At 73.7% G+C, this 23,156-nt stretch carries 23 protein-coding genes; 9 read left to right on the top strand and 14 right to left on the bottom strand.

The features are described from left to right. Positions 1–31: 31 nt before the first annotated feature. Positions 32–859 (top strand): TIGR02452 family protein, encoded by an 828-nt coding sequence (locus AC07DS_RS02280; RefSeq protein WP_479141847.1) that lies wholly within the window; start codon positions 32–34, stop codon positions 857–859. 6 nt (positions 860–865) lie between these two features. On the opposite strand, the gene AC07DS_RS02275 is transcribed toward AC07DS_RS02280, so the two are convergent. The 7 genes from AC07DS_RS02275 to AC07DS_RS02245 form a co-directional block, all read right to left on the bottom strand. Continuing rightward, positions 866–1,312, bottom strand: coding sequence for a type II toxin-antitoxin system PemK/MazF family toxin (locus AC07DS_RS02275; protein WP_145877079.1), 447 nt, complete (start codon positions 1,310–1,312; stop codon positions 866–868). Positions 1,313–1,392: 80 nt separating this feature from the next. Continuing rightward, positions 1,393–2,634 carry a M48 family metalloprotease gene (locus tag AC07DS_RS02270; protein ID WP_479141844.1) on the bottom strand — a complete coding sequence of 414 codons (1,242 nt, stop codon included), beginning with the start codon at positions 2,632–2,634 and terminating at the stop codon, positions 1,393–1,395. After that, the gene (locus AC07DS_RS02265; RefSeq protein WP_479141842.1) at positions 2,631–3,119 is read right to left on the bottom strand and encodes a hypothetical protein; all 489 of its coding nucleotides are present in this window, start codon (positions 3,117–3,119) and stop codon (positions 2,631–2,633) included. Before AC07DS_RS02265 ends, AC07DS_RS02270 begins: the two co-directional genes overlap by 4 nt. Before the next feature lie 64 nt (positions 3,120–3,183). Next, a complete protein-coding gene (locus AC07DS_RS02260; protein ID WP_479141840.1) occupies positions 3,184–4,068 on the bottom strand; it encodes a polysaccharide deacetylase family protein in 885 nt (294 codons plus the stop codon). 214 nt (positions 4,069–4,282) lie between these two features. Next, entirely contained in the window at positions 4,283–5,773 is a 1,491-nt protein-coding gene (locus AC07DS_RS02255) for a flotillin family protein (protein ID WP_479141838.1), read from the bottom strand. A 133-nt stretch (positions 5,774–5,906) separates the two neighbouring features. Then, on the bottom strand, positions 5,907–6,125 hold the full coding sequence (locus AC07DS_RS02250; RefSeq protein WP_186581386.1) for a hypothetical protein: 219 nt from the start codon (positions 6,123–6,125) through the stop codon (positions 5,907–5,909). Positions 6,126–6,151: 26 nt separating this feature from the next. After that, complete coding sequence (locus AC07DS_RS02245) at positions 6,152–7,573, bottom strand: amidase (protein WP_479141835.1); 1,422 nt, start codon at positions 7,571–7,573, stop codon at positions 6,152–6,154. Between the two features lie 348 nt (positions 7,574–7,921). Between AC07DS_RS02245 and AC07DS_RS02240 the strand changes: the two genes are divergently transcribed. Both AC07DS_RS02240 and AC07DS_RS02235 read left to right on the top strand, forming a co-directional pair. After that, positions 7,922–10,000 (top strand): xanthine dehydrogenase family protein molybdopterin-binding subunit, encoded by a 2,079-nt coding sequence (locus AC07DS_RS02240; protein ID WP_479142140.1) that lies wholly within the window; start codon positions 7,922–7,924, stop codon positions 9,998–10,000. A gap of 26 nt (positions 10,001–10,026) precedes the next feature. Continuing rightward, positions 10,027–10,485: a (2Fe-2S)-binding protein gene (locus AC07DS_RS02235; RefSeq protein ID WP_479141833.1), complete on the top strand. Its 459-nt coding sequence runs from the start codon at positions 10,027–10,029 to the stop codon at positions 10,483–10,485. Positions 10,486–10,488: 3 nt separating this feature from the next. Here the strand turns inward: AC07DS_RS02235 and AC07DS_RS02230 are convergent, their stop codons facing one another. Beyond that, complete coding sequence (locus AC07DS_RS02230; protein WP_479141831.1) at positions 10,489–11,469, bottom strand: alpha/beta hydrolase; 981 nt, start codon at positions 11,467–11,469, stop codon at positions 10,489–10,491. Next, entirely contained in the window at positions 11,409–12,812 is a 1,404-nt protein-coding gene (locus tag AC07DS_RS02225) for an MFS transporter (RefSeq protein ID WP_479141829.1), read from the bottom strand. The genes AC07DS_RS02230 and AC07DS_RS02225 overlap by 61 nt, the downstream gene beginning before the upstream one ends. 56 nt (positions 12,813–12,868) lie before the next feature. On the opposite strand from AC07DS_RS02225, the gene AC07DS_RS02220 reads away from it, so the two are divergent. Further along, positions 12,869–13,846: an ArsR/SmtB family transcription factor gene (locus AC07DS_RS02220; protein ID WP_479141827.1), complete on the top strand. Its 978-nt coding sequence runs from the start codon at positions 12,869–12,871 to the stop codon at positions 13,844–13,846. Between the two features lie 60 nt (positions 13,847–13,906). On the opposite strand, the gene AC07DS_RS02215 is transcribed toward AC07DS_RS02220, so the two are convergent. Further along, positions 13,907–14,464 (bottom strand): NAD(P)H-dependent oxidoreductase, encoded by a 558-nt coding sequence (locus tag AC07DS_RS02215; protein WP_336109565.1) that lies wholly within the window; start codon positions 14,462–14,464, stop codon positions 13,907–13,909. A gap of 102 nt (positions 14,465–14,566) precedes the next feature. Between AC07DS_RS02215 and AC07DS_RS02210 the strand changes: the two genes are divergently transcribed. Next, positions 14,567–15,247, top strand: coding sequence for a TetR/AcrR family transcriptional regulator (locus AC07DS_RS02210; RefSeq protein ID WP_479141824.1), 681 nt, complete (start codon positions 14,567–14,569; stop codon positions 15,245–15,247). Positions 15,248–15,254: 7 nt separating this feature from the next. On the opposite strand, the gene AC07DS_RS02205 is transcribed toward AC07DS_RS02210, so the two are convergent. Further along, positions 15,255–16,409 carry an FAD-dependent oxidoreductase gene (locus AC07DS_RS02205; protein ID WP_479141822.1) on the bottom strand — a complete coding sequence of 385 codons (1,155 nt, stop codon included), beginning with the start codon at positions 16,407–16,409 and terminating at the stop codon, positions 15,255–15,257. 43 nt (positions 16,410–16,452) lie between these two features. Next, the gene (locus tag AC07DS_RS02200; protein WP_479141820.1) at positions 16,453–17,115 is read right to left on the bottom strand and encodes a TetR/AcrR family transcriptional regulator; all 663 of its coding nucleotides are present in this window, start codon (positions 17,113–17,115) and stop codon (positions 16,453–16,455) included. Positions 17,116–17,286: 171 nt separating this feature from the next. On the opposite strand from AC07DS_RS02200, the gene AC07DS_RS02195 reads away from it, so the two are divergent. Continuing rightward, complete coding sequence (locus AC07DS_RS02195) at positions 17,287–18,333, top strand: LacI family DNA-binding transcriptional regulator (protein WP_479141817.1); 1,047 nt, start codon at positions 17,287–17,289, stop codon at positions 18,331–18,333. An 85-nt stretch (positions 18,334–18,418) separates the two neighbouring features. On the opposite strand, the gene trxA is transcribed toward AC07DS_RS02195, so the two are convergent. Then, positions 18,419–18,793 (bottom strand): thioredoxin, encoded by a 375-nt coding sequence (gene trxA / locus AC07DS_RS02190; RefSeq protein ID WP_145877053.1) that lies wholly within the window; start codon positions 18,791–18,793, stop codon positions 18,419–18,421. Between the two features lie 197 nt (positions 18,794–18,990). Between trxA and AC07DS_RS02185 the strand changes: the two genes are divergently transcribed. Continuing rightward, positions 18,991–20,421 (top strand): dihydrolipoyl dehydrogenase family protein, encoded by a 1,431-nt coding sequence (locus tag AC07DS_RS02185; RefSeq protein WP_479141814.1) that lies wholly within the window; start codon positions 18,991–18,993, stop codon positions 20,419–20,421. An 8-nt stretch (positions 20,422–20,429) separates the two neighbouring features. Here the strand turns inward: AC07DS_RS02185 and AC07DS_RS02180 are convergent, their stop codons facing one another. Next, positions 20,430–21,074 (bottom strand): peptide deformylase, encoded by a 645-nt coding sequence (locus AC07DS_RS02180; RefSeq protein WP_145877049.1) that lies wholly within the window; start codon positions 21,072–21,074, stop codon positions 20,430–20,432. A gap of 133 nt (positions 21,075–21,207) precedes the next feature. Between AC07DS_RS02180 and AC07DS_RS02175 the strand changes: the two genes are divergently transcribed. Further along, a complete protein-coding gene (locus tag AC07DS_RS02175; protein ID WP_479141811.1) occupies positions 21,208–22,614 on the top strand; it encodes a PepSY-associated TM helix domain-containing protein in 1,407 nt (468 codons plus the stop codon). A 110-nt stretch (positions 22,615–22,724) separates the two neighbouring features. Continuing rightward, positions 22,725–23,156, top strand: coding sequence for a BlaI/MecI/CopY family transcriptional regulator (locus tag AC07DS_RS02170; RefSeq protein WP_479141809.1), 432 nt, complete (start codon positions 22,725–22,727; stop codon positions 23,154–23,156).

The raw sequence follows: 23,156 nt of genomic DNA, 5'->3' as shown, positions 1-23,156 counted from the left end.
CCGCGGTCATGGCGCCCACGGGGGTGGCGCCGTGAGCGCGCGCCTGCGCGGCATCGCCACGGAGACCGAGCAGATCGTGGCGTCAGGGGGATACCGCCTGCCGGACGGCCGGGAGGTCTCCACAGCGGCGGCGACCGAGGCCGCCCGGGCGGGTACGCGGATGTACGGCCCCGGGCCGGTGCCGGTGTCCGTGACGGCGGATGCGAAGACGTTGTTCCAGGTCACGGGCGAGAGCAGTCTGGAAGCCGCCCGTCGGCTCGCGGGCGCCCCGGTCGCGGTGCTGAACTTCGCCTCGGCCCGCAACCCCGGCGGCGGCTATCTGAACGGCGCCCAGGCCCAGGAAGAGGCCCTGTGCCGCGCCTCCGCGCTGTACACCTGCCTGCTGGAGGCCCGGGAGTACTACGACCACCACCGCGCCCACCGCGATCCGCTCTACACGGACCGGGTGATCCACACCCCGGCCGTCCCGGTGTTCCGCGACGACCGGGGCCGCCTGCTGCCGGAGCCCTGGCTGGCGGGCTTCCTGACCGCCGCCGCCCCCAACGCGGGCGTACTGCGGCGCACGGCACCGGAGCGCGCCGGTGAACTGCCGGCCGCCCTGGCCCGGCGGGCCGAGCGGGTCCTGGAGACCGCGGCCGCGCACGGATACCGGCGGCTGGTGCTGGGCGCCTGGGGGTGCGGTGTCTTCCAGAACGATCCGGCACAGGTCGCGGGCGCCTTCCGTGCACTGCTCGGGCCCGGCGGTCGGTTCGCTCAGGCGTTCGAGCACGTGGTGTTCGGCGTCCTGGACCGTACGCCGGGAGCGACGGTCCGGGAGGCCTTCGTACGGGCGTTTCCGCAGGACCTGCCGCAGCCCTAGAGGGTGTCAGGTCCAGCCGTACCGCTCGTGGAGCCGCTGGCGGACGAGGTTGAACCGCATCCGGTCGATCGCGCACGCCTCCCGCCGCATGCCCTTCTCGTGCAGCCTCAGCACCCGGTCCACGTCCACCCACGAGTCGCGGCCCGACCGGTCCCAGGGCCCGCTGCCGATGGCCACCCACTCCCGGTCGCCGTCGTGCCGCTTGCTGGACAGCTGGACGGCGAGGAAGGTGCCCGCCGCCTCCCGGGCCACGACCAGCACCGGGCGGTCCTTGCCCCGGCCGTCGTTCTCCTCGAACGGCACCCAGGTCCACACGATCTCGCCCGGGTCGGGGTCGCCGTCGTGGGCGGGGGAGTACTCGGTGCGCACCCTGCCGACCTCGCGCGGGTCGGCCTCGGTGGTGGCGGAGGGGCCGTGGCGGCCGGGGATGTCTTCGTCGGTAAAGGCAGTCACGGGGGCACCTTAGGGCGTGCGCCCAGCAGTTGGGCAACCGCCCTCCGGTTGTGGCCCGCGACCGCCACGGGCCGGAGCTCTCAGGCCGGCGGCGCGGCCGGCGCGGGCCCCGGGTCCCCGGTCTCCTTCGGGATGGTCCGCCAGGTCCGGGCCGTCGGCACACCGCGCCGGTGCATACTCAGCAGGGCCGGGCGGGCGCGCGCCCACAGTTCGCGGATGACCTGCCCCTGGATGTCGGCCAGTTCGAGCGCCATCCGCACCCTGCCGGCATCGGCCATCTGCGGCAGGACCGCGCTCAGGCGCTGCTTGCGCAGGTCGGACGGCGGGTGGGAGCCCAGTTGGCGGGCGTTCTCGTCGCCCGTCTGCAGCAGGGCGACGGCGCGGTCCATCACGTCCAGGGCGTCGAAGAACAGACTGACGCCCACGAACCCCACCCACAGGTCGCGGTTGTCGTACTCGATCCCGGCGTTGAGGGACAGGACCATGCCGATCAGGTCGGCGTCGAACTCCTGCCTCCACGAGTACGCCAGCACCTCCGCCTCCTCGACCGGCAGCACACCCCTGCGCCGGACCGCGGAGTTCAGGTGGCCGCTGAGGATGTGGGCGTACTCGTGGCCCATCACGAAGTACTCGAGGGCGTCACGCAGCATCCCGGCGAGGTTGAACGGGCCCGGCGGCAGCAGGTGGTGGCCGGCGTCACCCACCCGGCCCGAGACGGCGTAGGCCACGACGATGTCCGTGAAGCGCTCGGCGACCTCGGGCACGGTCTCGATCCGCTCGACCGCGGCGGCCAGGTTCCACTGGACGTCGATCAGGCCCTCGGCGGCGGCCGGTCCGTAGGGGAACGCCCAGGCGACCGCCTTGCTGAGTTTGGAGGAGAAGAGCGGCATCTGGTCCTCGACGAGCACCAGATGGGCACCGTGGCGGCCCGGCACCCGCATGCTCACCGCGTTGAGCTGCCCGGTGCGCAGATGGCCGATGAGCGGGCGCATCGCCGTGAGGTCCAGGCCGTCGCCCTGGATCCGGGCCTTGGCCGTCCGCTCGATGTGGTCCTGCATCCCCGCGTACATCTCGGTCAGGACGTCGTCCTGGCTGCGCAGGTTGCGGGCTGCCTCCTGCTCCACCTGCGCCCGTACCCGAGGGTCCTTGCCCTGCTCGGCGTTGAAGCTGTCGCGCAGGAGCCGTTCGGTCAGATCCCGCACGGCGGCCCCGGTCACCGGCGACCGGTCGGACCCGCCCTGCCCGGCCTGCGCCTGTGCCCTGAGCAGGTCGAGGAAGTCCTGCGCCTCCTGCTGGCGCTCCCGGCCCGTTTCCCCGCTCATGCGTCACCGCCCTGCGTCGCCCGCACGGCCGCGGGCCGGACCTCCACGTCCGCGCCGAACCTCGCCGTGACGGTTGCCGTGACCTGCTCGGTGCCGCTCCCGCCGGCGGAGAGGAGGTTCGGCAGCGCGGAGATCACCTTGCCGAACATGCCGTCCGGCTCCTTGACCTCCACGGTCACCGTGCCGTCGGCCGCGAGGACCACCACCGTTCCGTAGACCACGTCCGGGGTGCGGTAGATCGCCCGTGGCGCGCCCGGTCTGAGGTCGATCACCTGGCCGCCCCTGCGCTGTTCCAGGGCGTGCTGCAGGGCGCCGACGGCGGTCGCCGCGCCCATCAGGACCAGGGTGACGGTGGTGACGGGTTCGATGCCTCGCCGTGGCACCTGCTGCAGCTCGACGCCGTGGGCGGCCGCCAGCTCATGTACGGCGGGCAGTTCCACCGGGTCGAGAACGACGAGGGCCTGCGTCCGAGCTGGCTCCGGCACCTGAACTCCCCTTTGTCCGACGGTCCTTCACGTCAGAAGCATGTCATCCCGGTGGGGCGGCCGGTCAGTGCAGTCCGTCCGAGAGGCGGACGAAGTGGTGGCCCGCCGCGAGGAGACGGGGGACGGCCGCGGTGATGCCCCGGGCGGTGCCGCCCTCGGGGTGGTTCATGTGGCAGATGACGATCGAACCGGCCTGGGCGGAGGAGACGGTGGCGCGGACCTGTTCGGGCGTGAAGGTCGCGCCGCCGTCCCCGTTCACGGAGAAACTGACGAAGCGCTCGCCGAGGTCGCCGACGATCCGTGCCGCGACGTCGTCGCAGTAGGCCGTGCCGGAGCGGAAGAAGCGAGGAGGGGTGCCCAGCAGGTGGGTGAGCTTGGCGCGGTTGCCGGCGATCTCGTCGTACACCTCGCCGGCGCCGCGGGTGCCGGGGATGCCGTAGGCGGAGCGTCCGGTGACGGACAGCGGGCGGTGCCGGGTGCCGTGGTTGGCGATCTCGAACAGCCGCTCGGCGGCCAGCCTGCGGAAGACGGCCGGGTTGGCGTCGATCCAGCGTGAGTTGATGAAGAGGGTCGCCGGTATCTCCCGCCTGCGGAGGAAGTCGATCAGCGCCCGGTCGTAGCCACTGCCGCCCGGGCCGCCGCAGGCGTCGAAGGTCAGCGCGATCGCGCGCTTCGTGGCCGGCAGCGCGTGCGTCACCCCGGGCGCGTCGAACCCCCAGGTGTGCGGCACGGAGCGCCCGTAGCGGGCGACGATCTCGGCGCGGGTGACCTCGGGCGCGGTGGCGGGTGCCGTGGCCGAGGGGGCGACGGTGGCGGGGGCTCCGGTGGCGGTCGCCGAGGGTGTGGGCGACGCCGGCACGCGGATGTTCGTCGAGCTCTTCGGGCCCGCGCAACCGGCGAGCACGCCGCCCGCCAAGCCGGTCAGCACAGCACGGCGACTGGCAGCCATCCACGCCCCCACCTGGTCGAAGTTCCTCAAGCCGGGGCTTGCGACACCCGTCACGCAAACCGTACGGGGTGGCGATGCCGCAACCGGAAAGGGGGCGGTAAGGGTTCGGTTGGGGTTGCCCCGGGCGTCGTCCGCCGCTCTCGCGGTGCCCGGGGACGGCCCGCCGGGGCCCCCGGAAAGCCGAGGACCCCGGAAGGGACGGACGGGTCGGTTTTCAGTCCTCGTCCTGCTCCACCGGCACCTTCTGCACCGGCGGTGCCGTGTGCCCGTCGAGGGACGGCACGGTGCCGTTCTGCGCCTGCCCGTTCTGGTTCATCGAGGAGAGGAGCTGACGGGCGAGCCCGAGGCCCGTGCCGCCCATCGTGAGCGCCTTGGCGAACATCTCGGCCATGCCGTCGGCACCGTTGAGCAGCACCATGTTGTCCACGTTGCCGAAGGCCGACGCGCCGGCCCGGACGATCTCCGGCCAGTTCTCGGCGAGCTGCTGGGCGACGACCGCCTCCTGGTTCTCGGCGAGGGCGGCGGCCCGGGCCTTGATGGTCTCCGCCTCCGCGAGACCCTTGGCCCGGGTCGCCTCGGCGTCGGCCAGACCCCTGGCCTGCGCGGCCGCGGCCTCCGCCTCACCGGTGGCCCGGGTCGCCGCGGCCGTGGCCGTACCCCGGGTCTGGGTGGCCTCCGCCTCGGCGCCCGCGGCCGCCTTGACCCGGGTCGCCTCGGCCGCGGCCGCCAGTTCCGTCTCCTTCGCCTTGGCCTGCGCCGCCGAGATCCGCGCGTCACGTTCGGCCTCGGCCAGCGTGCGCTTCTCGTAGGCCTTGGCGTCGGCCGGCTTTCGGACGTCCGCCTGGAGCTGCTGCTCCCGCCGGTGCGCCTCCAGCTCGGCGACCCGCGTCTCCTGGACCACGACCTCCTGCCGGGCACCCGCATCGGCGAGCGGACCGGCCTGGCGGGCGCGTGCCGCCGCCTTGTCGCGCTCGGCCTGGTAGCCGGCCTGCAGGATCTCGCTGTCCCGGGTGGCCTCCGCCATCCGGGCGAACGACTGCTGCTCGGCCTCGGTGGCGAGACGGTTCGCCTCCGCCTGCGCGATGCGCGCGTCCCGCTGGACGGCTGCGGCGTGCGGGGAAGCCAGGTTCTGGATGTACCCCGTCGGGTCCTCGATCTCGTGGATCTGCAGGGAGTCGACGATCAGGCCGAGCTTCTCCATCTCCGTACCGCAGGCGGCCCGGGTCTGCCCGGTCAGCTTCTCCCGGTCGCGGATCATGTCCTCGACCGTCAACCCGCCCACGATGGAACGGAGATGACCGGCGAAGACGTTGTGCACCCGCTCCGACATCATCCGCTGCTGGTCGAGGAAACGGCGGGCCGCGTTGGCGATCGACACGAAGTCGTCGCCCACCTTGAAGATGACCACGCCCCGGACCTTCAGCGGAATGCCCTGGTGCGTCACGCAGTCCACGTGCAGCTCGGTCTCGTTCAGGTCCAGGGAGAGCTTGCGCACCGCCTGCACCCCGGGCAGCACCAGCGTGCCGCGCCCGGTGACGATGCGGAAGCCCATGCCCTCCTCGAGGCCCTCGGTGCGGTGCTTGGACCCGGAGATGATGAGCGCCTCGTTCGGTTCGGCGACCCGCCACATCATCTTGAACAGACCGATCAGAACGAGGACGGCAACGACGACCGCCCCCGCAACGACGCCGACAACCATCGGCATTCGCCCCCTTTGCATGGTGCCCTTTCGGCACCGAACGAAGGGAGTGTGCGCCTGCGTGGACACGCCGAGAAGACGCTGACGAATCCTTGTTGCAATCTTGACGCACACCCCCCTCACCTGGGGCTGAGCGCGCTCAACTGTCGTACGCGGCAGTGACGTAGACCGTCCTCGGCGGCAGGTGCTCCACCACCATCACCACCGTGCCGCGCTCGATCCGGCCGGTGCCGTCGGCCGCGTAGGCGAGGAAGTGCTCCGCGCCGCCGCGCACCCGGACGATCACCTCGCCGACCAGCCCCGGCCCGATCGTCCCCGTCACCCGTCCAACGAGCCCGACCATCGACGCATCGTCCATGTTCACAGGGTACGGGCGGAGCGCGGTCACGCCGCCGTGCCGGCGGCGTCCTTCTTCTGCGGCGGCCAGCGTTCGTGCCAGCGCAGCTCCGCCTCCAGCTGGGCGGCCAGGGAGACCAGCAGGAGTTCGCTGTTGGCCGGGCCGAGCAGCTGGGCGCCCACGGGCAGCGCGCCGACGAAGCCGGCGGGCACGTTCACACCGGGCCAGCCGAGCACGTTCCAGGGCCAGGCGTAGGGGCAGGCGGCGATCATCGCGCGGTCCGTGGCGAGCCCGCCGAGCCGGTACAGGGCGCCGATCGCGGGCGGGGGAGCGGCCGTCGTCGGGGCGAGGACGACGTCGTACGACCCGAAGAACGCGCCGATCCGCCGGTGCAGGACCGCCTCGGCGCGGCGGGCCGCCCGCAGCGGGGCCCCGCCGAGCAGCCGGCCCAGCCGGGCCGCGTCCCGGGTGCGCGGGTCGAGCAGGGCGGGGTCGGGAGTCTCGCGGACGTGGTCGGCGATGCCGGCGGTGGCGCGGGGCACGAAGGTCAGCCCGATCTGGCCGTAGGGCGGGTCGGCCTCCTCGACCGTGTGTCCCGACGCGCTCAGTTTCTCTGCGAGTTCGAGGATCCGGGCCCGGACCTCCGGGCGCAGCCGCGCGGGCACCGCCGTGAACGGCGGCTTCAGCGCCAGGGCGATGCGCAGACGGCCCGGGTCGCGGCCGACCGCGTCCGACACCGTGAGCGCGGGCGGCCGGTGCGGGTCCCGGTCGTGGTTGCCGCTCGCCGCGTCGAGCAGCAGGGCCGCGTCGGCGACCGTACGGGCCAGGGTGCCGTTGACGGTGATGCCGTGGAAGGCCTCGCCGCGCGGCCAGGTCGAGATGCGCCCGCGCTGCGGCTTGATACCGATCAGATGGGTCCAGGAGGCCGGGATCCGCACCGAACCGGCACCGTCCGAGCCGAGCGCGGCCGGGACCAGCCCGGCGGCGACCGCGGCCGCCGAACCGCCCGACGAGCCGCCCGGGGTGTGCCAGGTGTGCCAGGGATTGCGGGTCTCCCCGAACGCCGGGCCCTCCGTGAACGGCCACTGTCCCAGCTCGCAGGTGTTCGTCTTGCCGACGATCACCGCACCGGCCGCCCGCAGCCGGCGTACCGCCTCCCCGTCCCGCGCGACCGGCGGGAAGTCGCCGGGGCAGCCGAACGCGGTCGGCTCGCCTGCCACGTCCGTGTCGTCCTTCACCGCGACCGGGACCCCGAGCAGCGGTCGCCGCACTCCGGCGGCCAACTCCCGGTCGGCCGCGTCCGCTTCGGCGAGCGCGGCCTCGGTGCGCACGATCCGAAAGGCGTTCAGGGTCGGCTGGGTGGCCTCGATCCGGGCCAGGGCCCGCTCCACCAGCGTGCGGGAGCTCACCTCCCCGGCGGCGAGCGCACGGGCGGACTCCGCAAGGCCTGCGGCACGGTCGGGCGTCATTGTGGGAGCACCTCCGGGAGCCTCCTGACACGATGTCTACTGAACGGTAACCGCAGAGTGGCCGGTGCCGTACAGGTTTCGCACAGGTGACATCGAGTCAAGTTCCCCGAACCGGTGTGAACCTGCCCGCGTTCGGTCTCCGGGCGACCTGCCGAGAGGCGGCGGACCGGATCGGGATCCGTCAGGCAACCGGCGCGGGGCCAGGGCCCTCCTACCTCTCGAGTGAGCCGACCCGAGGACAGGTGCCGCCCCGCGTGCCGCGTCCCGACCGCCCCACGTGCCGACAGGAGCCCTCGTTTGGACCGCACCGAGCCCCTGCCCTCCGCAGGCCCGTCCCGCCGCGGATTCATGGTGTACACGGTTGCCGCGGCCACTCTCACGGTCGCCGCCCCGCTCGCCTGCACCCCTTCGCGAGCGGAGGGCGCCGAGTCCGGCCGGGCCGGCTCCGGCTCCCACGTCCTGGTGACCGGTACCGACGAGGAGATGCTGGTCCTGGAGGTCACGGAGACCAACCACGTCGTCGTACGGCTGCCCCGCGCCGAGGTCGGACAGGGCATCACCACCGCGGTCGCCATGATGATCGCCGAGGAGCTGGACGCCCGCCTCACCGATGTGCGCATCCCGCTCGCCGACGCCCGCACCAAGGGCAACCAGTACACCGGCGGTTCCAGTTCGGTGAGTTCGCTGTACGGCCCGGCCCGGCAGCTCGCCGCCACCGCCCGGGCGAAGCTGGTGACCGCAGCCGCCCGGCGCTGGCACCTGCCCGCCCGGACCCTGCGCACCCGCGACACCATGGTCGTCGCCCCGGACGGGCGCACGGCCACCTTCGGCTCGCTGACCGCGAGCGCGGCCCGTATCCACCACCCCGCCGTCCCGGACAAGCCCAAACCCGCGTCCCGGCACCGGGTGATCGGACGGCCGACGACCAGGATCGACGCGCGGGACATCGTCACCGGCCGGGCGAAGTACGCCGGGGACGTGGCGGTGGCCGGGGCGAAGCCCACGGTGGTGGCCCGGCCGCCGACGATCCGGGGCAAGCTCCTCTCGGTCGACGACCGGGCCGCCCGCGCCCTGCCGGGCGTCCATGCGGTCGTCCGGCTGCCCGGCGGTGTCGCCGTCGTCGCGGACACCTTCCACCACGCCTTCGCCGCCCGGGACGCCCTTCGCCTCACCTGGGCGCCCGGCCCGCTGCACGCCCTGTCGGACGCGCAGATACGCTCCCGGCTCAAGGCCGCCGTGCCCCGGCTCGGCACCCCGCCGCACGGATCGACCCCCGTGGAGGCCGAGTTCGCGTTCGCCTTCGTCGGCCACGCCCCGATGGAGGTGCTCACGGCGGTGGCGGACGTCCGCGCCGACCGCGCGGAGCTGTGGTTCTCCTGCCAGACACCCATGGACGCGCGGGACGCGATAGCCCAGGCGGTCGGTCTGCGCCCGTCGAAGGTCAAGGTCCATGTGGTGCGCGCCGGTGGCTCGTTCGGCCGCCGGCTGAACTACGACGCGGCGATCGAGGCGGCGCTGGTCTCCAAGGCGGCCCGCCGCCCGGTGAAGCTGATGTGGAGCCGTGGCGACGACATCAAGCACGGCCGTATGCGCCCGGCCAGCCGGCACCGGATCCGGGCCAGTGTGGCCGGCGGCCGGGTGGTGGCCTTCGAACAGGTGATGGCGTCGGTGTCGGAGTCGTACGACGACGCCGGCCTGTCCGCGCAGGGGGGTGTGCGGGCCGCGTCCGGCCCCCTGCCCAGCCGGACGGGTCTGTACAACTTCGGCCGGGTGTCCGGTGATTCGGGCGGCATCGAGCTGGCCGTGCCGCTCGGCGCCTGGCGGTCGGTGGACTCCGGGACCGTCCGGACCGCCGAGGAGATCGTCGTGGACGAGATCGCCCGCAAACTCGGCGTGGATCCCGTGGCCTTCCGCCGGACCACCTTGCGGAACAAGGCGGTCAGGGCCGTCCTCGACAAGGCGGCGGCCGCCGGCCACTGGGGCCGCGCCATGCCCGCGGGATGCGCGCAGGGCATGGCCGTGCACGAGGAGTACGGCTCCTGCGTGGCCTGCCTCGCCGAGATCGACGCGACCGACCCGAAGAACCCTCGCGTGACCAAGGTGGTGATGGCGGCCGACGTGGGCACCGCGGTCAACCCACGTGGCCTGGAAGCCCAGTTGATGGGCACCGCGATCGACGGCATCTCCGTGGTCCTGCAGGCGGGCCTGCACATCGACCGGGGCGCCGTACGAGAGGGCAGCTTCGCCGACTTCCGCTACGCCCGCCAGCGCCACGCCCCGCTCGTCTTCGAGGCCCACGTCCTGCCCTCGACCGGGGAGCCGGGCGGCGCCGGCGAACTCGGGGTCCCCGCGGCGTCCGGCGCGGTCGCCAACGCCTACGCCCGTGCGACCGGCACCGCACCGCGCAGCTTCCCGCTCACCTTCTGACCGCCGACACACCCTCCGAGGCACCCATGCGTTCGTACTCCTTCACCCTCAACGGCAGACAGGTGACCGTTCAGGCCCCCGCCGACATGCCCCTGCTGTGGGTCCTGCGCGACCTGCTCGGCGTCACCGGCCCCAAGTACGGCTGCGGAGTGGGCGTCTGCCGCGCCTGCACCAGCCACCTCGACGGCGCCGAGATCCAGCCCTGCGTGGTGCCGGTCGCCGACTGCGCGAACCGCACCGTGACCACCATCGAGGGCCTGGCCGACGGCGACAGGCTGCACCCGGTCCAACAGGCCTGGATGGACTGCGACGTGGCCCAGTGCGGCTTCTGCCAGCCGGGCCAGATCATGGCCGCCACCGCCCTGCTGAAGCGGACGCCCCACCCCACGGACGCCGACATCGACGCCATCGAGAACATCTGCCGCTGCGGCACGTACGCCCGCATCCGGGAGGCGATCAAGAAGGCGGCGGAGAGCGGCGGCTGACCCTCAGTCGGCCAACAGGCGGCGCAGCCAGTCCAGTCGGGCCGCCCGGGCCGCCCGGGACACGGCCGCCTGCGGGGCGAGGCCGTCGAAGCCGTGGCAGCCGCCCGGCCAGACGTGGAGTTCGGCCGTGCCGCCGGACTGCCAGATGCGGGAGGCGTAGTCGACGACCTCGTCCCGGAAGGTCTCCGCGGAGCCGACGTCGAGGAAGGCCGGTGGCAGGCCGGACAGGTCGGTCGCGCGGGCGGGGGCGGCGTGGGGCGGGACGCCGGGGCCGCCCCGGCGCTCGCCCAGCAGCGCGGTCCAGCCGGTCTCGTTGGCAGTGCGGTCCCAGAGACCGAGGCCCGCCATCTGGTGGCTGGAGACGGTCTCGTTGCGGTCGTCGAGCATCGGGCCCATCAGCAACTGGCCGATGACCGGCGGGCCCTGGCGGTCGCGCAGCAGGAGGGCGAGTGCGGCGGTCAGGCCACCGCCGGCGCTCGCGCCCGCGATGACGATCCGGTCCGGGTCGCCCCCGATCTCCCCGGCGTGGCCGGCCGTCCACAGCAGGCCCGCGTGGACGTCCTCGATCGGCGCCGGGTGCGGGTGCTCGGGCGCGAGGCGGTACTCGACCGACACGACGACCGCGCCGAGCTCGCGCGCCCAGGCCAGCGGGCCGTCCACGCCGGCCCGGTTGTCGCCGACGACCATGCCGCCGCCGTGCACGTGGTAGATCACCGGCAGCGGGGTTGCCGGATCGGCGGACGTGGGGCGGCAGATGAGCAGGGGGACCGCCGGTGCCCCCTCCGGGCCGGGCACCGTGCGGTCCTCCGCCTCGAAGGCCCCGCCCAGCGTGAGGTCGAGCTGTGCCGACAACTCGATGCCCGCGCTCTGCCGGACGGCGGGGATCTCCTCCATGGTGAGCCCGGGCGAGATCTGATCCTTGATCAGCTCCAGCGCGGCGGCGAGTTCCGGGTCGAACGGGGGCGGGGGCGGGACCTGGGGCATGGCTTCTCCTCACCTGACTCATACGGCTCGGGCCACCCGTGGCGCGACTCGTCCGCCCGGCGGTGGCTCCTGCGGTCATGATCCGCGTACCCCGAGGAGCCCGGAGGCCGCCGTCCGGCGGAACCTGTCCGCCGGACGGCGGGTGCCCGGAACCGGCCCAGGTGCCGTAGCAGCCCCAGCGCGGTGAGCAGGGCGACCAGGGCGCACACCCCGGCCCAGCCGAACCGGGCGTAGGCTCGCGTGCCCAGCCACGACCCCAGGCTGCCACCCAGGTAGGCGCACGTCATGTACGCGGTGTTGAGGCGGCTGCGGACCTCCCCGGCGAGGGCGTAGATCCGGACCTGGTTGGCGACCATCCCGGACTGCATGCCGACGTCCAGCAGGAGCGTGCCCGCCACCAGGGCGACCAGGCCGGAGGTGCCGCCGAGCGAGCCCAGGGCCAGCACTCCCGCCGAGCAGGCGACGATCACGAAGCACACCAGGTTCACCCCGTCGGGTCCCCGCCGGTCCACCAGGCGTCCCGCGAACGGCGTGACGACCATGGTCGCCGCGTTGACCAGCGCCAGCAGCCCGACCGCTGCCGTGCCCAGGCCGTACACCGGGCCCGTGAGGAGCAGCGCGACACCGGTCCAGGCGGCGGAGAATCCGGCGAACACCGTCGCCTGGTAGAAGGAGGAGCGGCGCAGGGCCGGTTCCGTGCGCAGCAGGCGCAGCGGCTCGGCGAGCAGCCGGGGATACCGCTGCCGGGAGGGCGGGGCGGAGTCGGGGAGTGCGCGGGCGAGGAGCAGGGCGACCACGAGGGTGAGCAGGGCCGCGAGCACGTACGGCACACGCCAGCCCAGCCGCTCGGCCAGGGCTCCGCCTGCCGTGCGGGAGAGCAGCATGCCCGCGATCGAGCCGCTCAGCAGCGTGCCGCCGACCACGCCCCGGCGTTCCCCGGGCACCATCCCGGCCGCCAGCGCCCCGGCGAGCGGGGCGATCACCGTCGTCGCCCCGACCAGCACGCTCGCCGCGAGCAGCGGCGCCGGCGCGGGCGCCCCGGCCGCGGCGCACAGGCCGAGGCCGGTCAGGGTGAGCAGGGTGACCAGCAGCGGGCGGGGCGGAAGCCGGTCGCCGAGCGGGACGAGCAGGAAGATGCCGGCCGCGTAGCCGAACTGGGTCGCGGTGACCACGCCGGCCGCGGTGCCGGGTGAGACACCGAGGCCCGCCGCCATGAGCGGGGCGATCGCCTGCGGGAAGTAGACGTTGCCGACCCCGACGCCGCAGGCGACGGCCAGCAGCGCAATGACCCGGGAGGAGCGGGGAACGGGCGCGGTACGCTGCGGTGCGTTGTGATCCGACATGTGCCGAAGTCCACGGCATGCACGGGCGGTTGCCAAAGGATGTAGGCCGGGGCTACATGATCAGCTTCCTGCTCGGTGTCGACGACCTCGTCGACACCCGGTTCGCGATCTCCCCGCTGTCCGAGGTGATGGGCAGCCTGCGCGCGCTGCGCGCCCCCGCCCTCTACCCGCTCCACGTGCGATGGCGCACGTCGGTCCTGCGCACGCTCGACCCGGCCGACCAGCGGCTGCTGTCCGCCCTGGTGGGCGACACCCTGGCGCTGCCCGACTTCCTGACACCGAGGCCCACGTCGTTCGCGCCCACGATCGAGGACGAGCTGGCCGTCGTACGGGCCACACCCGTGGAGGTCGTACGACGCGACCTGCACGCCGCCCACGCACCGAGGCTCCTCCCCGACGCGCTGCGGCAGGCCGCGGCCCCCGGCGACCCGGACGTTCTCGAACTGGTCGACGGGATCTGCTCGTCGCTGCGGCGCTACTGGGAGTCGGCGCTGCTGCCGCACTGGCCGCGGATACGGCTCGTACTGGAGGCGGACATCACCCACCGGGCCCGGCAGCTGGCCACGGGCGGTGCACGGCTGCTCTTCGCCGAGCTGCATCCGAACCTGCGCTGGCAGGACGGCGTCCTGACCATCGACCAGATGATCGGTCATCACCAGGTGGACGGATCGGGGCGCGGTCTGCGGCTGGTCCCGTCGCTGTTCGCGCACAAGCCGGCACCGCCGATCAGCGCCGAGGAGCCCCCGATGCTGGACTATCCGGGCCGGGGCGCCGCCACCCTGTGGGAGCCGGAGCCCGCCGCCGACGCCACGGCGCTCGGCTCGCTGCTCGGCGCACCCAGGACCACCCTGCTGCGCCTGCTCGCGGAACCCCTCCCGACCGTGGAGCTCGCCCGCCGCCTCGGCGTGACGCCGAGCGCCGTCTCCCAGCACCTGCGGGTGCTGCACGCCACGGGCCTGGTCACCCGCGCCCGGGACGGCCGCCGGGTGCTGTACCGGCGCAGCCCGCTGGGGGAGCGGCTCGCGTCGGCCTGACTCCGGTGGCGCGCGAAAAGGGCCGGAGCACGGCTCCGGCCCCTCGCTGGTGCCTGCGGGTCAGGCAGCCACGCCCACGTTGCCGTGCAGGCGGGCGACGACCTCGGTCAGCTGGGCGGCGACCTCGGCGTCGTCGACCGGGTGGGTCTCGGCGAAGCGGGTCACGGAGCCCGGGATGGAGAGCTTGATGTCCTCGATCACCTTGCCGCCGGCGATGCCCACGGCCTTGCGGGCCTCGTCCTGCGCCCACACGCCGCCGTACTGGCCGAAGGCGGTGCCGATGACGGCGACGGGCTTGCCGCCGAAGGCGCCGGCGCCGTAGGGGCGGGACAGCCAGTCGATGGCGTTCTTCAGGACGGCCGGGATGGTGCCGTTGTACTCGGGGGAGAAGAGCAGGAAGGCGTCGGCGGCCCGGGCGGCCTCGCGCAGCTTGGCGGCGGCGGCCGGGACGCTGCCCTCGACGTCGATGTCCTCGTTGTAGAAGGGGATCTCGGCCAGGCCCTCGAACAGGTCGACCTCGGCACCCTCCGGAGCGAGCTTGACGGCCGCCTCGGCGAGCTGGCGGTTGTGCGAACCGGCGCGAAGGCTGCCGACGAGCGCGAGGATACGAACAGACATGGCGGTTCTCCAAGGGGGGTGAAACATAGCTGTCACGATCCGGACCGGGGTCCGCTTAAGTTTCTATCAGGCTAACCGGACCGCGGTCCAGTTTCATTCCCGATGCTTTACGCTGGCTTCATGTCCAGCGCCCTGCCGCCCTACTCGAAGTCCCAGGAGCCCCTCGGAACCCCTCAGCTGCTGGAGGTCGAGCCGGCCCCCGAGGAGCCGTGCCTGCGTGCCGACGCGGCTCGCAACCGCGCCCGGCTGCTGGAGGCCGCCGCCAGCCTGATCGCGGAGCACGGAGTGGCCGGTGTGACGATGGAGGCGGTGGCCGCCGCGGCCCAGGTGGGCAAGGGGACGGTCTTCCGCCGCTTCGGCGACCGCAACGGGCTGCTGATGGCGCTGCTCGACCACTCGGCGCGGCAGCTGCAGGCCGACTTCCTCGGCGGGCCGGCGCCGCTGGGCCCCGGCGCGCCGCCCCTGGAACGGCTGCGGGCCTTCGGCGTCGCCGTGCTCTACCGGTCGGCCGAGCAGCTGGACCTGCAGCTGGCCGCCCAGCCGGAACCGGACCGCCGGTTCTCGCACCCCTCGTTCCAGGCCCTGCGCACGCACATCGCGATGCTGCTGAGGCAGATCGTGCCCACCGCCGACTGCGAACTCCTCTCCCAGACGCTGATGGCCCATCTCGACCCCGCGCTGATCCACCATCTGACCCGGCAGTGCGGGATGCCGATGCGGCGCCTGGAGTCCGGCTGGCACGACCTCGTGGCGCGGGTGACGTGCACGGAGCGCTCCGGCTGAGCCGTGCTCAGCCGAGGTCGGCGGTGAACATGTCGAGCAGCCCCTGCGGCGCGTCGGCGCGGAACAGCATCGCGGCGCTGCGTGCGGACTCCGACGCGGAGAACTCGGCGCGCGGGAACATCCTCTCCTCGTAGGCGGCCAGCGCCGCCTCGGTGTCGCCGGGGTGCGCGGCGAGCGCGAGGCCCAGTTCGGCGCCGTCGAGCAGCGCGAGGTTGGCGCCCTCGCCCGCGAACGGCGACATCAGGTGCGCGGCGTCGCCGAGCAGGGTGACCCCGGGGACCCGGTCCCAGCGGTGACCGACGGGCAGGGCGTGGATCCGCCGCGGCGCCAGCGCACCGTCCGCGTCCCCGACCAGCGCCTTCAGGCTGTCGTCCCAGCCGTCGAACTCCTTGAGCACCGCCGCCTTGGCCGCCTCGTCGTCGGTGAAGTCGATGCCGTCCGGCCAGTCCTCCGGCGCCTCGACGGCGGCGTAGACGTGCAGGCTGCCGTCGGACTCGCGGTGCGCGAGGAAGCCCCGGCCCGCGCCGAGCGCGAACAGCATGCCGCCGCCGACCACCCGGGCGCTTCGGGGGTGGCGCGCATCCGCCTCCAGCAGGTCCGCCTCGACGAACGACACACCGGTGTAGGCGGGCTGCGCGGACGAGAGCAGCGGGCGGATGCGGGACCAGGCGCCGTCCGCGCCGACCAGCAGGTCCGTGGTGAAGGCGCTGCCGTCCGCGAGCGTCACCTCGTGCCGGCCGGCGCCGAGCGGGCGTGCGCCGGTCACCTTCACGCCCCAGCGGACCGTGCCCTCCGGCAGGGAGCGCAGCAGCAGGTCGCGCAGGTCGCCGCGGTCGATCTCGGGGCGCCCGCGAGTGCCGTCGTCGGGCTCCTCCAGGCGGACGGTCCCGTCCTGGTCGAGCACCCGCATGGCCTCGCCGCCGACGTGGACGCGGGCCAGGAACTCCTCGTGCAGCCGGGCCGCGCGCAGCGCCTCCTGGCCGGAGTCGTCGTGGATGTCGAGCATGCCGCCCTGCGTCCGCGCGGCCGGCGAGGGGTCCAGGTCGAACGCGGCGGCCTCGATGCCGTGCACGTGCAGCACCCGGGCGAGCGCGAGCCCGCCGAGTCCGGCGCCGACTATGGCGACGGGGTGGTGGGGGAGGAGGTGGGCAGGGGTGGTCATGGTGGCCTCCTGGCAGGTGAGGGGATCACGGGAGGTGAGGGGATCAGCCGCATACGGCGGTGCGTTCGATGCCGTTGACCAGCGCCTGGAGGGCCCAGGACAGCCGGGCCTCCGGGGCGCCTGACAGCAGGGCGTCGCCGGTCGCGGCGATGTGCGGGTGGGTGTCCGGCGACGCCCCGCGCAAGGCGCTGTCCAGCGCCTGCCAGTCGCCCGGGGACTCCTCACCGGCGTGCTCGGCGGCGGTCGCGGTGGCGTGCTGCAGCAGCAGGTCGACGCCCCAGGCCGCCCGGTCGCGCGGCACCCCGCCCTCGTCGAGCAGGGCGAGCAGCGTCTCGATCAGATTCAGGTAGTGCGGGCCGCTCGGCCGGGCGGTCAGAGCCGACCGGGCGAGGCTCGGATGCTCCAGCAGCATCCGCGTGCAGGCGGTGAGCACGCCTTCCAGCCGCTCGCGCCAGGTGCCCTCTTCCGGAGCGGGCCCGACCGTGCCGAGCAGCTCGTCCAGGACGGCCGCGTGCAGCTCGTCGGTGTTGCGGACGTAGACGTACAGCGAGGCGGGGCCGGTGTCGAGCTCCTGCGCCAGCCGCCGCATGGTCACCTTCCGCAGCCCTTCGGCGCGCAGGACGGCCACCGCCGCGGCGACGATGCCCTCCCGGGTGAGGGCGGGCTTGGCGGGACGCTCGCGACGGGAGCGGGAGGAAGGTGTCATGCGCCCACGGTAACGAACATGTTCGTCACGAACAAGTTCGTAGCGAACGTGTTCGTAGTCTGCGTGGTGAGCGTGTTCATGGCCGGTCGACCTGCGATTGCTCGACGGGGCTTTCGTTCAGCGGTGAACCACCTTCCCCCGCCCGCCCCCGCCCGCCGCTCCTCTGCCAAGATGCGGTCTGTCATGGTGCAGATACCGAACACGTCCCCGTCCGCTGCGCCCGCACCGCACTCCGTCCCCACGAGTGCCGATGTGGCCCGGCTGGCCGGCGTCTCGCGCGCGACCGTCTCCTACGTCCTCAACAACACCAGCGCCGTACGGATCAGCGAGCCGACGCGCCGCCGCGTCCGCGAGGCCGCGCGGGAGCTGGGGTACGTGCCCCACGCCGCCGCCCGCAGCCTGCGCGCCGGACACAGCCGTATGGTCCTGATGCCCGCCCCGGCGATCCCGGTGGGCCCCCTCTACAGCCGCTTCCTCAATGATCTCCAGTCGGCCCTCGGCCGCCTCGACTACACGGTCGTGCAGTACGGCACGGTCGGCCTCCAGGGCGACGAAGCCGCCCGCGCCTGGGCCGAGTTGCGTCCCGTCGCCGTTCTGGTGCCGGGCGCGGGGCTCGGTCCGCAGGGTGTCGAGGTGCTCAAGAGGTCCGGCGCCCGTGCCGTGGTGACCCTCGGCCCCGAACGTGTCGAGGGCGCGCACGCCCTGCTCATGGACCACGATGCCGTCGGCCACTGCGCCGGCACGCATCTGTACGCCCGCGGCCGGCGCCGTATCGGTGTGATCGTCCCCGAGGAGCCGGGCCTGGAGTCCTTCTCCCGGCCCCGGCTCGCCGGTGTGCACCAGGCCCTGTACGGCACGGATGCGACCGTGACCGCGCTGCCGCTCGCCTACACGGAACAGGCCGCCGCCGAACTCGCCGCGCGCTGGCCCGAGTTGGGGCTGGACGCGGTGTTCGCCTACAACGACGAGTACGCCATGCTCCTGATGTGCGCCCTGCAGGACCGGGGCGTGCGCATCCCCGAGGACATCGCTGTCGTCGGCGCCGACGACCTGATGCTCGGCCGGCTGCTGCGGCCCCGGCTCAGCACCGTCCGCATCGAGCTGCCCTCCGGCCGTGAACTCGCGGAACTGGTCGACCGCGCGGTGCGCGACCCCGGCGGCGAGCCCGAGGTGCGCAGGGTGCTGGGTGCCTCGCTCGTCCAGCGCGCGTCCAGCTGAGCCGGACACCGGCTGCGGTCGGGGTCTCGGAGAGGCGTGACCGCGATGCCTGCTCGCGGTCAACGGCAGAGCGACCGCCGGGGCGTCACTCGCCCTGCGCCTGCTGGGCGGCGATGGTCTTGCGGACCTCGTCCATGTCCACCTTCCGGGCCTGTCCGATGACGTCCGTGAGGGCGGCCTCGGGCAGGGCGCCCGGCTGGGCGAAGATCGCGACCTGGTCCCGGACGATCATCAGCGTCGGGATCGACTGGATGCCGAAGGCCTGGGCGAGCTCGGGCTGGGCCTCGGTGTCGACCTTGCCGAACACCAGGTCGGGGTTGTCCTCGGCGGCCTTCTCGTAGACGGGCGCGAACTGACGGCACGGCCCGCACCAGGAGGCCCAGAAGTCGATGAGGACGAACTCGTTCTCGGTGACGGTCTGGTCGAAGTTCTCCTTGGTCAGCTCCACAGTGCTGCTCATGGCGTGATTCCCTCTTCCTGGTGTGGGGGCTTGTGCCGACGGCGGAAACACGGCGATGGGGTTGCCTATTCCATGCCTGTTCCGCGCAAGTTCCATGCCTGGTACGTGCGTGCACGGCTGTGTCCCGTGCGTGCACTGCCGTCTCCCGTGCGCCTACCCGTGTGGCCCCCGAGCCGACCACGCACCAGACTGACCCCATGACGGAAACGGAATCCATCGCGTACGACGTCGTGGTGCTCGGGGCCGGGCCCGTGGGGGAGAACGTCGCCGACCGCACCCGTGCGGCCGGCCTCACCACCGCGGTCGTGGAGAGCGAGCTGGTCGGCGGCGAGTGCTCGTACTGGGCCTGCATGCCCAGCAAGGCGCTGCTCAGGCCGGTCATCGCCCAGGCGGACGCCCGCCGCCTGCCCGGCCTGGCCGAGGCGGTCCAGGGTCCCCTCGGCACACCCGCAGTCCTGGCCCGTCGGGACGAGTACACCTCGCACTGGAAGGACGACGGTCAGGTCCGCTGGCTGGACGGCATCGGCGCCGACCTGTACCGCGGCCAGGGCCGCCTCGCCGGCCCCCGCACGGTCACCGTGACCGGACCCGACGGCACCGTCACGACCCTCACCGCACGGCACGCCGTGGCCGTCAGCACCGGCACCCGTGCCCAGTTGCCCGACCTGCCGGGACTGGCCGAGGTCAAGCCCTGGACCAGCCGCGAGGCCACCAGCGCCGAGGCCGCCCCCGGCCGGCTGATCGTGGTCGGCGGCGGTGTCGTCGCCACCGAGATGGCCACCGCCTGGCAGGCGCTCGGCTCACAGGTCACGCTCCTGGTCCGCGGCAAGGGCCTGCTCAACCGGATGGAGCCGTTCGCCGGGGAACTGGTCGCCGAGGCCCTCGCCGAGGCCGGCGTCGACGTCCGCACCGGCACCTCGGTCGAGTCCGTCGCCCGCGAGAACGGCACCGTCGTGGCCGTCACCCACGCGGGCGACCGCCTCGAGGCCGACGAGATCCTCTTCGCCACCGGCCGGGTCCCGCACACCGACGACATCGGCCTCGACACCGTCGGCCTGCAGCCGGGCTCCTGGCTGGACGTCGACGACAGCCTTCGCGTCGACGGCACCGACTGGCTGTACGCGGTCGGCGACGTCAACCACCGTGCCCTGCTCACCCACCAGGGCAAGTACCAGGCCCGCATCGCGGGTGCCGCCATCGCCGCCCGGGCCGCGGGCCACGCCCTGCTGGACGAGCCCTGGGGCGCGCACGCCGCGACCGCCGACCACTACGCCGTGCCCCAGGTCGTCTTCACCGAACCGGAGGCCGCCGCCGTCGGCCTCTCCCTCGCCGAGGCGGAACAGGCCGGCCACCGCGTCCGCGCCGTCGACGTCGAGTTCTCCTCCGTCGCCGGGGCCGGCCTGTACGCCGACGGCTACAAGGGCCGCGCCCGCATGGTGGTCGACCTGGAGGAGGAGATCCTGCGCGGTGTCACCTTCGTCGGCCCCGGCGTCGGCGAACTGATCCACTCGGCGACCGTCGCGGTGGCGGGCCGGGTCCCGGTCGGCCGGCTGTGGCACGCGGTGGCGTCGTATCCGACGCTGAGCGAGGTGTGGCTGCGGCTGCTGGAGGCCTACCGGGACAACTGACGGCCGGCTCAGGGCAGTTCGAAGCCCAGCGCCTCGGCCGCCGGATGCGGGGTCGGCTGTCCCCAGCGGGCAGCCACCGCCTCGTTCGTGGACAGGGAACGCAGTTCGGCACGGTCGAGATAGAGCAGGCCGTCGAGGTGGTCCGTCTCGTGCTGGACGATACGCGCGGGCCAGCCCGTGAACACCTCGTCCAGTTCGCGGCCGTGCTCGTCCTGGCCCCGCAGCCGCACCTCGGCGTGCCGGGCCACCACGGCCTGCCAGCCCGGCACGCTCAGACAGCCTTCGAAGAACGCGGCACGGGCGGTGCCGGCCGGCTCGTACGACGGGTTGACCAGGACCCGGAACGGCTGCGGCACCCGGCCCCGGGCCAGCGCCACCTCCTCCGGCACCGGTGCGGGGTCCTCGATCACCGCGATCCGCAGCGGTACGCCGACCTGCGGCGCGGCCAGGCCCACGCCCGGGGCCGCGTGCATGGTGACGCGCAGGGCCTCCACGAAGCGGTCCAGCAGAGCGGGACCGAGCTGACCGTCGTACGGTTCGGTGCCCTGGCGCAGGACCGGCAGTCCGGCCGCGACGATGGGCAAGGGGCCGCCGGCCGCGAGGAGTTCCTCGACCCGCTCGGCGAGAAGGGCGCGATCACTGGGAGGTGCCATCGCGTCAGGATGCCATGCCCACCTGCCGCACCCTGTGGCACAGGTCACCAACACTCCGGGGAACTCGGGCCCTTCGCGATCCGACTACTGGACCGCCCCGCTTCCGACCCGAGTCCCCCGGAGAAGCCAGCCGATGTCCACCGCCGCCTCGCCCGCCACCGACGAGACACCCAGACCGCCCGCCCCGGCCCCCTCCCCGGGTCACTGGGCCCCGCTGCGCCCCCTCGTACTGCGCCTGCACTTCTACGCCGGCCTGCTCGTCGCCCCGTTCCTGCTGGTCGCCGCCGTCACCGGCCTGCTCTACGCGGGCTCGTTCCAGGCCGAGAAGTTCGTGTACGACCATGAACTGACCGTTCCCGCCGGAGACCGCGAACTCCCCCTCTCCGCCCAGGTCGCCGCCGCCCGCAAGGCCCACCCCGAGGGCACCGTCTCGGCGGTACGACCGGCGCCCGAGCCCGGCACGACCACCCGGGTGCTGCTCTCCGGCGTCAAGGGCGTCGACCCCGACCACACCCTCGCCGTGTTCGTGGACCCCGCCACCGGGAAGGTCCGCGGTGCTCTCGAACAGTACGGCTCGACCGGCGCGCTGCCGCTGCGCACCTGGATCGACGAACTCCACCGCGACCTGCACCTCGGCGACACCGGCCGGCTCTACAGCGAGCTCGCGGCCAGCTGGCTGTGGCTGATCGCGGGCGGCGGCCTGGTGCTCTGGTTCTCCCGGCGCCGCGCCCTGCGCAAGGTGCGCGGGACCAGCGGACGGCGCCGCACCCTCGGCCTGCACGGCACGGTCGGCGTGTGGACCGCCGCCGGGTTCCTGTTCCTGTCGGCCACCGGCCTGACCTGGTCGACATACGCCGGCGCCCACATCGACGAACTGCGCACCTCGCTCGGCCAGGCCACCCCGTCCGTCTCCGCGGCCGGCGGAGAACACGCGGGCCACGGTACGGCGGCCGGCACCGGCGCGGACGCCGGGCACGGGGTCGGCCTCGACAAGGTGCTCGCGGCGGCCCGGGCCGAGGGGCTCGGCGACCCCGTGGAGATCGTGCCGCCCGCCGACGCGAGCAGCGCCTACGTCGTCAGGCAGGTCCAGCGCAGCTGGCCGGAGAAGCAGGACTCCGTCGCCGTCGACCCGGCGACCGGCAAGGTGACCGACGAACTGCGGTTCGCCGACTACCCGGTGCTCGCCAAGCTCACCCGCTGGGGCATCGACCTGCACACCGGCGTCCTCTTCGGCATCGCCAACCAGATCGCCCTCGCCCTGCTCGCGCTCGCCCTGATCCTGCTCATCGTGTGGGGCTACCGCATGTGGTGGCAGCGCGGCCGCGGTTCCGCCTTCGGCCGGCCCGTCCCGCGCGGCGCCTGGGCACAGGTGCCGCCGTACCTCCTCGTACCGGCCCTCGCCGTGATCGCCGTACTCGGCTACTTCGTGCCGCTGCTCGGCATTCCGCTGGCCGGATTCATCGCCGTCGACATCGTCCTCGGCGAGATCGCGCACCGCCGCGGTCGCCGCACGTACGGGGGCACGGCCGGCGTGAAGTAGCGTGGTCCGACACGCCGATGCCGGTGCGGGGACCGAGCACCTTCGGGCTCTCGGCACCGACTCCGGTGCCCCGGAGGCGAACCGGGCGACGAAACAGGGGAGTGCGGGACATGGTGCGGGACGGCGGCCGGGTCCGGCGGCGCGGCCAGGGCGAACTGGAGGGCCAGGTCCTCGGCGCGCTGCGCGAGGCGGACGGGCCGGTCGGCGCCGCATGGGTGCAGGAGCGCCTCGGCGGCGACCTCGCCTACACCACCGTCGTCACCATCCTCACCCGGCTGCTCGCCAAGGACGTCGTCGCCCGCGAACGGCAGGGCCGCTCCTTCCTGTGGACGCCCACCGCCGACGTGGCCCGGCTCGCCGCGCTGCGCATGCGTCGTCTGCTGGACGGCGAACAGGACCGCGAGGCGGTCCTGGCGAGCTTCGTCACCGTCCTGCCGCCCGGCGACGAACAGGTGCTGCGGGCGCTGCTGGAGTCCGCCGAGCCGGGCCCGGTGAACAACGGGAACACCCCGCGCACCGGCGACGGCGGTACGGAAGACTGA

It is taken from the genome of Streptomyces sp. NPDC044064 (assembly GCF_056434245.1).
The sequence above is the reverse complement of the archived record's forward strand: the minus strand, read 5'-3'. Positions and strand labels throughout refer to the sequence as shown.